The organism is Streptomyces sp. NPDC002958, assembly GCF_055563255.1.
Genome location: NZ_JBVHDS010000005.1, coordinates 246,800 through 259,863, shown reverse-complemented (window position 1 = coordinate 259,863; position 13,064 = coordinate 246,800). Strand labels below are relative to the sequence as shown.

Annotated in this window: 8 protein-coding genes; 3 read left to right on the top strand and 5 right to left on the bottom strand. The window is 66.6% G+C overall.

Features of this window, described 5'->3' with window-relative positions; translation table 11 throughout:
* Nucleotides 1–34 precede the first annotated feature (34 nt).
* On the bottom strand, nucleotides 35–2,329 hold the full coding sequence (locus tag ACZ3IC_RS12140) for a DUF6049 family protein (RefSeq protein WP_467415181.1): 2,295 nt from the start codon (nucleotides 2,327–2,329) through the stop codon (nucleotides 35–37).
* A 182-nt stretch (nucleotides 2,330–2,511) separates the two neighbouring features.
* Between ACZ3IC_RS12140 and ACZ3IC_RS12135 the strand changes: the two genes are divergently transcribed.
* Nucleotides 2,512–3,954 carry a CCA tRNA nucleotidyltransferase gene (locus ACZ3IC_RS12135; protein WP_467415179.1) on the top strand — a complete coding sequence of 481 codons (1,443 nt, stop codon included), beginning with the start codon at nucleotides 2,512–2,514 and terminating at the stop codon, nucleotides 3,952–3,954.
* A 43-nt stretch (nucleotides 3,955–3,997) separates the two neighbouring features.
* Here ACZ3IC_RS12135 and ACZ3IC_RS12130 read toward each other — a convergent pair whose 3' ends face one another.
* The 3 genes from ACZ3IC_RS12130 to ACZ3IC_RS12120 form a co-directional block, all read right to left on the bottom strand.
* Nucleotides 3,998–5,281 (bottom strand): MFS transporter, encoded by a 1,284-nt coding sequence (locus ACZ3IC_RS12130; RefSeq protein WP_467415177.1) that lies wholly within the window; start codon nucleotides 5,279–5,281, stop codon nucleotides 3,998–4,000.
* Nucleotides 5,282–5,404: 123 nt separating this feature from the next.
* A complete protein-coding gene (locus tag ACZ3IC_RS12125) occupies nucleotides 5,405–6,487 on the bottom strand; it encodes an inositol-3-phosphate synthase (RefSeq protein WP_467415174.1) in 1,083 nt (360 codons plus the stop codon).
* 61 nt (nucleotides 6,488–6,548) lie between these two features.
* The gene (locus ACZ3IC_RS12120) at nucleotides 6,549–7,253 is read right to left on the bottom strand and encodes a PadR family transcriptional regulator (protein WP_467415172.1); all 705 of its coding nucleotides are present in this window, start codon (nucleotides 7,251–7,253) and stop codon (nucleotides 6,549–6,551) included.
* A 389-nt stretch (nucleotides 7,254–7,642) separates the two neighbouring features.
* On the opposite strand from ACZ3IC_RS12120, the gene ACZ3IC_RS12115 reads away from it, so the two are divergent.
* Nucleotides 7,643–10,336, top strand: a complete 2,694-nt coding sequence (locus ACZ3IC_RS12115; protein WP_467415170.1) for a transglycosylase domain-containing protein — start codon at nucleotides 7,643–7,645, stop codon at nucleotides 10,334–10,336.
* Between the two features lie 157 nt (nucleotides 10,337–10,493).
* The gene (locus ACZ3IC_RS12110; protein ID WP_467415167.1) at nucleotides 10,494–11,975 is read left to right on the top strand and encodes a glycosyltransferase family 87 protein; all 1,482 of its coding nucleotides are present in this window, start codon (nucleotides 10,494–10,496) and stop codon (nucleotides 11,973–11,975) included.
* Nucleotides 11,976–12,023: 48 nt separating this feature from the next.
* Here ACZ3IC_RS12110 and ACZ3IC_RS12105 read toward each other — a convergent pair whose 3' ends face one another.
* Nucleotides 12,024–13,055: an alanine racemase gene (locus ACZ3IC_RS12105; protein WP_467415165.1), complete on the bottom strand. Its 1,032-nt coding sequence runs from the start codon at nucleotides 13,053–13,055 to the stop codon at nucleotides 12,024–12,026.
* Nucleotides 13,056–13,064: the final 9 nt, after the last annotated feature.

Below are 13,064 nucleotides of genomic sequence, written 5' to 3'. Positions count from 1 at the left end.
TCGTCCCCGGCCGACCGGCCGCGACAGACATCGCTCAACGTTCCACTTTCTCACCCGAGCCCGGCGGCTCCCCGCTTTCCGGACCGGTGTCCGGTGTCGGGTCACTCGGCTGCTCGGGTTCACCGCCGTCGTCCCCGGCCGTGCCGCCCGCGTTGGCCCGCTTGCGATGGGTGTACATCCTGATGCCCGCGAGGACCAGAAGCAGCAGCCCGCCGGCGATCACCAGCAGCACGGTCGGGGTGATTTCGGAGACCTTCACGGTGAAGGCCATCTCTCCGCCGTACGGCGTGCCGTCCTCGGTGTAGAGCTGTGCGGTCATCTGCACCTGGCCATTGACGTTGGCCGCGGCGTCGAACTTCACGGACTGGCTGTGGCCACCGGCGATCCGGATCGGCCGCTCCGCCACGGCCCCGCCGTCGTCCAGCTTGAGCCGGGTCGCGTTCTCCGACTTCAGCCGAAGGACCAGATGGTCCACGTCCTGCAACAGCCTGTTCTGCACAGTCACGGGGATCGTGGCGCTGCGGCCGGACAGGGTGACGTCCGACTTCGAGATGAGCTGAACCTCGTTGATGAGGCCCTGCAGATAGGTGCGTACCGAGTCCCGGTACTGCTGGGCCTCCGGCGGCCTGCCACGCCACGAAGTCGACATGGACCGGTTGATCGCATTGCCGAAGGGGGTCACCACCCGCTCGGGCTGGGTGAGGATGACCTGGAAGTTGTTGAGCGAGACCTGGATGGACTTGATGTCCTGGAACGCCTGGGTGGGCAGCTCCTGACTGCGGAGCTCCTTGGGGTACTTCGAGGACCCGGGGACGCTGGTCGTGGCGTTCGCGTCGGGCTTCTCCTCGGCCGCGTCCACGAGCCCGAGGGGCTGTGTCCAGCGTTCGTCGTCGAGGGCGTGCAGGGCACTGGCCATCGAATGGGCCTGGGCGACCGTCGGCATCCGCTGCGGTGCGACGACGATGCTTCGTTCCGTGTTTGTGTCCTGCTCGGTCAGAGCGAGGGTCTGAGCGAGGAATTCCTGCACGGCGAGGGTGGAGTTCTCCGCCTTCGACATATCGCCCTGGAAGGCTGTGGAGAGCTGGGCGTCGGAGACGACCGCGGTGGTGCCGCCGCCGATCGGCCGGGCCGCGGTCGGCGTGTACGGCAGACCCCCGGTCTCCTGGAGGCTGTCGCTGCGGGTGATCACGTTGTCGGCGCCCGCCGAGGTGGCGACATCGACGATCGACGGGTCGATCGCCCCGTCGACGGGCCACGCGAAGTCGGTCGACGGCTTCACATGCAAGATGGTCTGCACCGTTGTCCCGGCGGCCTCAGTGGCGGTCTGCAGGTGGCTGAGGGTGCCCGAGACGTTCTTGCCGCGGTGGGCGATGGACGCCAGATCGGGGTCGGCGAACGGCAGCGCGACGACCTCGCTGTCCGAGACCGCGGCCTCCAGCGAGGTGAGCCACTGCTTGGCGACGTCCTGGTTCTTCCCGGCGACGGTGGTGTCGCCGGACTTGACGCGGTAGTCCGTCGTCATCGCATCGACGCTGGCCAGCAGATCCGGGTCGATGACCCACGTCACGGGCAGTGCGCTGCCCAGCGAGACCAGCTGTTCGAGGCGTCCGCCCGGAGCGAGTTCGGCGGCCAGGTCGTCGTCCGCGAACACAGGCGTCTGCTGATCGTCGGAGCCGGTCACGGCAGTGACATGGGCCGATGAGATGAGTGGCCAGAGGTAGGTGACTTGCGTCTTGGAGTCACGCTCCTCCTCCTGCCAGGGCAGGAAGGTGCGCTGGATCCCCAACACCTGGTGCGGGGCGCGGGAGGTCTGCCCCGACACCGAGACACCGAGCTGGTAGACGCCGTCGTCGCCGAGCCCCAGTTTGCCGACCGGGACGGACAGCGTGAAGTCCTGGCTGAGTCCGGAAGGGAGCTTCGCGAACTTCACCGTGTACTTGCCGCCGAGTGGCGCAGGGTCGCTGCCGGGTACGTAACTGGTGCGCTTGGCGGCGGCGTCGATCGATGTCCTGTCGACGAGCCTCGGGCCCACTCGCAGGTCGACCTCTGCCTCCGTGATCGTGTCCTGGCCGTTGTTGGTCACGGTGCCGGAGACGGTCAGCGTGTCCCCCTTCACCGGTGCGCTCGGAGTCACGGTGTTCAAGGACACACTGACTGTTTCGGAGCCGGTGGGGGCCTTGGCGGTCCCGTCGGCCTGTGCGGCGGGCGCGGTCGGTCCGGCCAACAGAGCTGCGACGAGCGGCGCCCCGATGATCAAGGAGACTGTGCGCCGCAGCCACCGGCGGGCAGGAGAGGGACCGATCCCCTGAGTGTCTGCCGCCTCGGCCACGCGCCTACCCGTCCCTCGTCGTCGTCATCTGGTGTCGATGGTTGTCGGTGCTGCGTCCCCGCATGGTAACGATGTGCGTGGGCGCCAAGTGCTGGGGAGTCCGCTTCATGATCGGAAGAGTCTCGCAGGGCGGGACGAAACCAGGGCGACCCGGCCGGTCCGGGCACGTACCCTTTTCTGTTGTGTCGAACGCCAATGAAGACAGCTCCCGTGCCCTGACCCAGGTGCAGCACCGCGCAGTCAGTGAACTGCTGCGGGTGTCCCCGGTCGCCGACGATCTCGCCCGCCGTTTCCAGGATGCCGGATTCGGTCTCGCTCTGGTCGGTGGCTCGGTCCGGGACGCGCTTCTCGGCAGGCTCGGGAACGACCTGGACTTCACGACCGACGCCCGCCCCGAGGCCGTACTGAAGATCGTCCGGCCGTGGGCCGACTCGGTATGGGAGGTCGGAATCGCCTTCGGCACAGTGGGTGTCCAGAAGGACGGCTACCAGATCGAAGTCACCACATACAGGTCGGAGGCGTACGACAGGACCTCGCGCAAGCCCGAGGTGTCCTACGGCGACTCCATCGAGGAAGACCTCGTCCGTCGTGACTTCACGGTCAACGCGATGGCCGTCGCGCTTCCGCAGAAGGACTTCATCGATCCGCATGGGGGTCGTGAGGACCTGGCCGAGCGTGTACTGCGCACTCCAGGCACACCCGAGGAGTCGTTCTCCGACGATCCACTGCGCATGCTGCGTGCTGCTCGCTTCGCCGGGCAGCTGGACTTCGATGTCGCCCCCGACGTGGTCACGGCGATGACGGAAATGGCTGGGCGCATCGACATCGTCTCCGCCGAGCGGGTCAGGGAGGAGCTCAACAAGCTGTTGCTCTCCCCCAACCCCCGCAAGGGTCTGGCACTGCTCGTCGATACGGGGCTGGCGCAGCAGGTGCTGCCGGAGCTCCCCGCTCTGCGCCTGGAAAGTGACGAGCATCACCGCCACAAGGATGTCTACGAGCACTCGCTGACCGTCCTGGAGCAGGCGGTCGACCTGGAGGAGGACGGTCCTGATCTGGTTCTGCGCCTTGCCGCTCTCCTCCATGACATCGGCAAGCCGAGGACGCGCCGCTTCGAGAAGGACGGGCGCGTCTCGTTCCATCACCACGAGGTGGTGGGCGCCAAAATGGTCAAGAAGCGGATGGCGGCACTCAAGTACTCCAATGACATGGTCAAGGACGTCGCGAAGCTCGTGGAGCTTCATCTGCGCTTTCATGGCTACGGCGACGGAGAGTGGACCGACTCCGCGGTGCGCCGGTATGTGCGTGATGCGGGCCCCCTGCTGGAGCGGCTGCACAAGCTGACCCGCTCGGACTGCACCACGCGGAACAAGCGCAAGGCTGCTGCCCTCTCGCGAATCTATGACGGGCTCGAGGAGCGCATTGCGCAGTTGCAGGAGCAGGAGGAGCTGGATGCCATCCGGCCCGACCTGGACGGCAACGAGATCATGAAGACCCTGGGTGTCGGCCCCGGGCCGGTGATCGGTAAGGCCTATGCGTTCTTGCTGGAGCTGCGGCTGGAACATGGGCCGATGGGGCATGACATGGCGGTCGAGAAGCTCAAGGAGTGGTGGGCTGCGCAGAACTGAGGGCGCTGGAGGCTCGCCCGGTAGCGGCGAGGAACGGGTGCGGTCATGTTTCACGTGAAACATGACCGCACCCGGTGCGGCTCCACCGGAACAGCAGTACGGCGATGACCGCATAGAGCACGGCTACCCCGATCACCACCATGAACGACTGCCCGTCAGGAGGCAGCATCAGGGCGGAGACTGCGGCAGCGCCCACGAACGCCACGTTGAACAGCACGTCGTAGAGGGAGAAAACCCGGCCGCGGAAGGCGTCGTCCACCGAGGTCTGCACCACCGTGTCCGTCGCGATCTTCGCCCCCTGGGTGACGAGTCCGAGGATGAACGCCGCAACGAGTATCGGTACGGGGATGAACCACAACCCCAGCGCGGGTTCGAGGACGGCGGCCGCTGTCGCGCACACCGCCATCCAGCGGAACCGGCCGAGCCACCCCACCGCCCAAGGTGTCACCACGGCCGCCGCGAAGAACCCCGCACCGGAGATCCCCACTGCCAGTCCGAGGAGGGCCAGGCCTTCGGATTCGCTGTCGGACCAGGCGTACCGGGACAACATCAACACCATCACGGTCAGCGCCCCGTAGCAGAAGCGGATCACGGTCATGGCGGCCAGCGCCCGGGTGGCCTGCTTTCGTTCCGCCAGATGGCGCAGCCCGTCGGCGAGCCCCCGTGCGGTGGTGGCCAGAGCCTTCCTCAATCGGATGCGATTCCCGTCCTGATCCGGTCCGAGGAGCCGGATGGAAAGGCTCAGGGATGCCAGCGCCGAAGCGAGGTAGAGAGCCGCGCCCAGCAGCACCACCGCCGCATCGGAGTCGGCAAGTAGCAGCCGCACGATGAAGGCGAGGCCACCGCCGGCCGTGGCGGCGAGCGTGCCTGCGGTCGGTGAGAGCGAGTTCGCCACCACCAGCCGGTCCCTGTCGACGACACGCGGCAGCGCGGCCGAGAGGCCGGCCAGCACGAAGCGGTTGACCGCGGTGACGCACAGCGCGGAGGCGTAGAAGAGCCAGTCGGGTGCGGAGCCGAGGATCAGGAGCGCGGTGCAGCAGGCGAGTGCGGCGCGCAGCAGATTGCCGTACAGGAAGACCTGACGGCGTGGCCAGCGGTCCAGCAGAACGCCGGCAAAGGGGCCGATGAGTGAGTAGGGCAGCAGCAGCACGGCCATTGCGGAGGCGATGGCCCCCGCCGATGCCTGTTTCTCCGGGGAGAAGACGACGTGAGCCGCCAGCGCCACCTGGTAGACGCCGTCGGCCGACTGGGAGAGGAGTCGTACGGCGAGCAGACGACGGAAATTCCGAAGGCGCAGAAGTACGCGCAGATCACCTACGACGGGCATGTGATCAAGAGTCACATACGTTGAGGGTCCCCGGGCGGATTACCCGGGGACCCTCAACGGTGCGGAAGGCAGGAGCGTTGCCGCTCTTCTCCGATCCGCGCCGACGCACCGTGTCCGGTCGCGTCAGTTGGCGACCTCGCCCTTGATGAACTTCTCGACGTTCTCGCGGGCCTCGTCGTCGAAGTACTGGACCGGCGGCGACTTCATGAAGTACGAGGAAGCAGAGAGGATCGGGCCACCGATACCGCGGTCCTTGGCGATCTTCGCGGCGCGGACGGCGTCGATGATGACACCGGCGGAGTTCGGGGAGTCCCAGACCTCGAGCTTGTACTCCAGGTTCAGCGGAACGTCACCGAAGGCGCGGCCCTCGAGGCGCACGTACGCCCACTTGCGGTCGTCCAGCCAGGCCACGTAGTCCGACGGACCGATGTGGACGTTGCCCGCACCGAGCTCGCGGTCACGGATCTGGGAGGTGACGGCCTGCGTCTTGGAGATCTTCTTGGACTCCAGTCGCTCACGCTCGAGCATGTTCTTGAAGTCCATGTTGCCGCCGACGTTCAGCTGCATCGTGCGGTCCAGGACGACGCCCCGGTCCTCGAAGAGCTTCGCCATCACACGGTGCGTGATGGTGGCGCCGACCTGCGACTTGATGTCGTCGCCGACGATCGGGACACCGGCCTCGGTGAACTTGTCCGCCCACTCCTTGGTGCCGGCGATGAAGACCGGGAGAGCGTTGACGAACGCGACCTTGGCGTCGATGGCGCACTGCGCGTAGAACTTCGCAGCGACCTCGGAGCCGACCGGCAGGTAGCAGACGAGGACGTCGACCTTGCGGTCCTTGAGCACCTGGACGATGTCGACCGGGGCCTCGGCCGACTCCTCGATGGTCTGGCGATAGTACTTGCCCAGGCCGTCGTGGGTGTGGCCGCGCTGGACGGTGAAGCCGGAGTTCGGCACGTCGCAGAGCTTGATGGTGTTGTTCTCGCTGGCACCGATGGCGTCCGCGAGGTCGAGGCCGACCTTCTTCGCGTCGACGTCGAAGGCGGCGACGAATTCGACGTCCCGCACGTGGTAGTCGCCGAACTGGACGTGCATCAGACCGGGCACCTTGCCGGCCGGATCGGCGTCCTTGTAGTACTCGACGCCCTGGACCAGCGAGGCGGCGCAGTTGCCCACGCCGACGATGGCTACGCGAACCGAACCCATTCCGGTTGCTCCCTGTGTGTAATGGATGTTTCCGATGAAGCCCCGCGGATCTGCGGGGACATCACCCTGAGGTGTCGTCGGACGGATCCGGCGGGGTGTTACCCCGGTGCCGGGGCAGGCCGTCCGTCTCTCCTGCTGTGTTCTGCTGAGCTTCACTCCCGGGCGAGGATCGTCGCTGATCCCGTCCCGACCGCTCGCTCTCGATGAGCTCGTTCAGCCAGCGCACTTCGCGCTCCACGGACTCCATGCCGTGTCGCTGCAGCTCGAGTGTGTAGTCGTCGAGGCGCTCGCGGGTGCGGGCCAGAGAGGCCCGCATCTTCTCCAGGCGCTCCTCAAGCCGGCTGCGTCGGCCCTCCAGCACCCGCATCCGCACTTCGTGCTCCGTCTGCCCGAAGAAGGCGAAGCGGGCTGCGAAGTGCTCGTCCTCCCAGGAGTCGGGGCCGGTGTGCGAGAGCAGTTCCTCGAAGTGCTCCTTACCTTCTGCCGTCAGCCGGTAGACGATCTTGGCGCGACGCCCGGCCAGTGACGAGGTGGGGGCGATCGGACGACCGGCGGGCGGAAGGTCGGCCGGGGCGTTTCCCGGCTCCTCGATCAACCAGCCGTTGGCGACCAGCGTCTTGAGGCAGGGGTAAAGGGTGCCGTAGCTGAAGGCGCGGAAGATCCCCAACGAGGTGTTGAGGCGTTTGCGCAGCTCGTACCCGTGCATCGGGGATTCGCGGAGCAGACCGAGAACGGCGAATTCGAGGATGCCGGAGCGTCTGCTCAACCTCGCCGCCTCCTTCTTCGAGTGCTGTTGCGGAACCCTGTGCCGGGCCGATGTACCGAGCTGATGTATCGACTCGATACATCATGACGATAGATCGGTCGTCGCTCTGCGACAAGGGGGGACATCGTGAACGGCGTCACATCGTGAATTCATAGGCGCCGACTTGCGTTGTTTGGGGTGAAGTTCGGCTCTAGGAGGGCTTTGACCGTGCGTAGTCTGTGCGGCATGCAGACCACCGGGAACCGTGAGACGCCCGTATGCGTCAGTCTTCGCGGACTTGCCGGATGCACTGCGGATGAGCCTGTCGCAGGGCTGGTCCGTAATTCGGGGGGACCGGATCTCAACTGCCGCTTCCAGGCGCTCTCGCCTGCCCGAGGAGTAGTCGTTCCATGAGCGAGCACCGTCGCAAAACGCCGCAACCGCAAGGTGGCGGACGTGCAGCGGCCAGACGAGCCGCCCAGCAGTCCGCAGGACGCCGCGCCGCACCGTCACGTGAAGTAACTTCCGATTCACCATCCGCTTCGCCTGGCGGGGACAGCCCGTACGGCGGCCGTGCCGAGGCTCGACGAGCCGCCCAGCGTGGCGGCGGGAGCCGTGGTGGCAGCGGCGGCGGTAGTCGTCGCCGCGGTGGCGGCGAGGGCGGACACGAGGGCCCGGGCAGGGGGCGCGGCCGCGGAAGTCAGCGGCCTGCCAAGAAGCGCTTCATCGACTACCCGCGTGCCGGGAAGTACGGTGTGCGGCGCTGGGTGCCGTCGTGGAAGCTGGTCTCCAGCCTCTGTGTCGGCTTCCTGGGCCTGCTCATGGGACTGGGCGGCCTCGCTTACGCGACGGTCGAAACGCCCGATGTGAAAAAAACCGCGGAAGCGCAGAACAACGTCTATTTCTGGGACGACGGCACGCAGATGGTCGCCACGGGCGGTGAGGTCAACCGTCAGATCATCGGTTACGAGAAGATCCCCGAAGCCATGCGGAACGCGGTCATCTCCGCTGAGAACAAGTCCTTCGAGCATGACCTGGGCATTGACCCCATGGGCATCGCCCGTGCTCTGTTCAACATGGCGACCGGCGGCCAGGTCCAGGGTGGATCGACGATCACCCAGCAGTACGTGAAGAACTCCTACCTGACCCAGGACCAGACCCTGAGCCGGAAGTTCCAGGAATTCTTCATCACGCTCAAGGTCACCAACGAGAAGGACAAGAAGGACATCATCCGTGACTACCTGAACATCTCCTCCTACGGGCGAGGTGCCTGGGGACTCCAGGCGGCGGCCCGTACGTACTACAACAAGGACGCCGAGGACCTGAACCCGAGCGAGTGTGCGTTCCTGGCCACGCTGCTCAAGGGCGCTACCTACTTCGACCCGGCGGGCGTCCCCGAAGTGGATCCGGAGGAAGCCACCAAGGAGAAGAACACCGCACGGGCCAAGGAACGGTGGGAGTGGATCCTCAACGAAGAGGTGAAGGACAAGCGCCTCTCGCAGGCGGAGCGCGACAAGTACACCGAGTTCCCGATGCCCGTTCCGCCGAAAAAGAGCGCCCAGCTGGGCGGTCAGACCGGCTACCTGGTTGACCTCGCCAAGTCGTACGCCCTGAACAACGTCAAGGATATGACGGCGGACACGCTGGCCCAGGGCGGCTACGAGATCCACACCACGTTCAACAAGAAGAAGGTCAAGGAGCTCGAAGCCGCGGTCCAGAAGGTCTACGACAAAAAGATCGATCCGGATAAGCGTCCTGAGACGGATACTCACGTACAGTTCGGCGGCGGGTCGGTGGATCCCAAGACCGGTGCCATCGTGGCGATCTACGGCGGTCAGGACGCGACCAAGCACTACACCAACAACGCCAACCCCACAGGTGCGCAAGTCGGTTCGACCTTCAAGCCGTTCGTACTGGCGGCAGCGATGGAGTACGGCAAGCGTGACCCCTTGCTCGGGCCGGACCAGGGTGATGCGCAGCGCGACAAGGTCTCGCCGCTGAGCATCTACAACGCCGACGACAACCTGAAGATCAAGGAATACAACGGCCAGATCTGGACCGACGAGAACGGCAAGCAGTGGCTGCAGGCCAACGACGGCCATGAGTCGAGGGGCAACATCACCCTTCGTGAGGCGATGCAGTGGTCCGCCAACTCTCCGTACGTACAGCTCGGCATGGACGTCGGCACCGACAAGGTGAAGGACATCGCCATCGCTGCGGGGCTCAAGGACGACGAGAGCATGGCGGATTCGCATGTGCCGTCGTTCTCCATCGGTACGTCCTCGCCCAGTGCGATCCGTATGGCCGGTGCGTACGCGACCTTCGCCGACAGCGGACAGCAGCGCGAGCCCTACTCGGTCACCGAGGTAAAGCTCAAGGGCGAAACCATCTACCGGCACAAGGGCGTCCCCAAGCGTGCCTTCGATGCCGACATCGCCGACAACGTCACCGACGTCCTGAAGAACGTCGTCGAGAAGGGAACCGGTACCCCGGCGCAGCTCCCCGGCCGTGACGTGGCGGGCAAGACGGGTACGACGGACGACAACAAGTCGGCCTGGTTCGTCGGCTACACCCCGCAGTTGTCCACGGCCATCAGCATGTACCGGCTGGACGACGACGAGAAGAACACGAACCGCAAGTTCGAGAAGATGTACGGCACGGGTGGTGAGGAGACGATCCACGGTGCCTCGTTCCCGGCTCAGATCTGGCACGACTACATGGCGGAGGCGATGCAGGGTCAGAAAGTCGAGACGTTCCCGAAGCCGATGCCGATCGGTGAGACGGTCTACGGTGGCGGCGCGCAGAGCCCCAAGCCGTCGCCCACCGCGGTGGAGTCGCCCTCGCCGTCCGCGTCGGCGTCCGAGTCGCCCTCGATGAGCCCGTCCCCGACGCCCGATCCCAGCGACAGCTGTAGCGCATGGGACTGGGACTGCCAGAACAACAATGGCGGGACCAACAACGGCGCGTCGAATGGCGGAGTCGACGGTGGTCCCAGCGGCAGCCCGTCGACGACAGCCTCACCACCGGGTGGCGACAGCGGCGGCAACGGCAACGGCAATGGCAATGGTGGGAACGACGGATTCATCGGGGGCTCTGCCGGTTGACACCCGCCCTGCCGGTTGACATTCGCCCTGCCGGTCAACGCCCGTCCGCCGGGTGGACCGGCGATCCGGCCGACCGGACCTGGTCATGAGGGCCGCCGCACCACACGGTGCGGCGGCCCTCGTCGTTCCCACAGTCCCGTACGGCAGGATGAGCGGCATGCCAAGCGCAGAAGACACGAGTGTGCACCCGGAGCGGCCCGTCGTACGGCCCACGCACCAGGACGAGATCGCCGCGGCCGGCAGCGAACTGATCGGCGGTCGGTCGGGGCGCTGGACACGGCTCGGCAGCACGGCACTCACGCCTGTGGGGAGCATCGCGCTGGTGGCTCTCGGGATGTTCGCGCTGGGCATGGTGCAGAAGCTGCCCTGTTACAACTGGGCGTGGTTCAGGGGCGCCGGTTCGCAGTACACGCATGCCTGCTACTCGGACATTCCGCATCTCTTCACCGGACGTGGTTTCTCCGACGGTCTCGTGCCCTACTTCGACCGGCTGCCCGGCGACATGCAGTACCTGGAGTACCCCGTCCTGACGGGGTACTTCATGCAGATCGCGTCCTGGCTGACACCGGGCGGATCCATTCAGCACCGTGAGCAGATGTACTGGATGGTCAACGCGGGCATGCTGATGATCTGCGCCGTGATCACCGCCGTCTGTGTCGCCCGTACACACCGGCGCCGCCCCTGGGACGGGCTGCTGGTCGCCCTCGCGCCGGCCTTCGCACTCACCGCGACGATCAACTGGGACCTGCTGGCCGTGGCGCTGACGGCTGCGGCGATGCTCATGTGGTCCCGGGGACGGGTGCTGGCATTCGGCGTCCTCATCGGGCTTGCCACGGCCGCCAAGCTGTATCCCGTGTTCCTGCTGGGGCCGGTCTTCGTGCTGTGCTGGCGGGCGGGCAAATGGCGGGAGTTCGGCTTGGCGACGCTCGGGGCGGCGGTGTCCTGGCTGGTGGTGAATCTGCCGGTGATGGTCTTCGCACCCGAGGGGTGGAAGAAGTTCTACACATTCAGCGAGGAACGGGGCATCGACTTCGGCTCATGGTGGCTGATCGTCACCCAGCGCACCGGAGAGACCTTCGAGGTCGCGACCGTCAACACCGTCTCGACACTGGTGACGCTCCTGTTGTGCGCAGCCATCGGTGCGCTGACGCTGATGGCGCCGCGCAGGCCACGTTTCGCGCAACTCGCCTTTCTCGTCGTCGCCGCGTTCATCCTCGTCAACAAGGTCTATTCGCCGCAGTACGTGCTGTGGCTGATCCCCCTGGCCGCCCTGGCCAGGCCGCGCTGGCGCGACTTCCTGATCTGGCAGGCGTGCGAGGTCATGTACTTCCTGGGCATCTGGATGTACCTCGCGTACACGACGAGTGGGGACAAGCACCAGGGGCTGCCCACGGAGGGGTACCAGCTGGCGATCATCCTGCATCTGCTGGGCACGCTGTACCTCTGTGCCGTTGTCGTACGCGACATCCTCAAGCCGGAGCGGGACGTCGTACGACGCGACGGGTCGGACGATCCGTCCGGCGGGGTGCTCGACGGGGCCCAGGACGTATTCGTACTGGGGCGGGCGGCGCGGCATGCCGTTCCCGCTGGTGAAGGGCCGCGGGTGGAATGGGGCGCGGAGCACGGACCGGCCGACTGAGACGGGTCTCTCCGGGGCCGCGGCCCCGGAGAGCGTCCCGGCGCCTTCCTACCGGTCGACGAGGCGGTCGAACTGGGTGGTCGTGTGGCGCAGATGGGCCACCAGCTCGTCGCCGACCTTGGGCTCCTGCGCGTCCGAGGGGACGAACAGGATCGACACCTGCATGTGCGGCGGTTCGGCGAACCAGCGCTGCTTGCCCGCCCAGACGAACGGGGACAGGTTGCGGTTGACGGTGGCCAGGCCCGCGCGGGCGACGCCCTTGGCGCGCGGCATCACACCGTGCAGGGCCTTCGGGGCCTCCAGGCCCACACCGTGCGACGTACCGCCCGCGACGACCACCAGCCAGCCGTCCGAGGCGGCCTTCTGCTGGCGGTAGCCGAAACGGTCGCCCTTGACGACACGCGTGACGTCCAGAACGGCGCCCCGGTACTCCGTCGCCTCGTGGTCGCCGAGCCACAGCCGGGTACCGATGCGGGCGCGGAAACGGGTCTGCGGGAACTGCTGCTGGAGCCGGCCGAGCTCCTCGGCGCGCAGATGGCTGACGAACATGGTGTGCAACGGCAGCCGGGCCGCGCGCAGCCGGTCCATCCAGCCGATGACTTCCTCGACCGCGTCCGAGCCGTCGGTGCGGTCCAGCGGCAGGTGCAGGGCGAAGCCTTCGAGGCGTACGTCCTCGATGGCGGCGTGCAGCTGCCCGAGCTCCTCCTCCTTGACACCGTGGCGCTTCATCGAGCTCATGCACTCGATGACGACCCGTGCGCCCACCAGGGCGTGCACGCCGTCCACGGAGGAGACGGACCGGATGACACGGTCGGGCAGCGGCACCGGCTCCTCGCCCCGGCGGAACGGGGTGAGGACCAGCAGATCGCCGCTGAACCAGTCCTTGATGCGAGCCGCCTCATAGGTGGTGCCGACGGCGAGCATGTCGGAGCCGAAGCGGATGGCCTCGTCGGCGAGCCGCTCGTGACCGAAGCCGTATCCGTTGCCCTTGCAGACCGGGACGAGGCTGGGGAACTGGTCGAGGACGGATTTCTGGTGCGCCCGCCAGCGCGCGGTGTCGACGTAGAGGGAGAGCGCCATGGCCGGTCC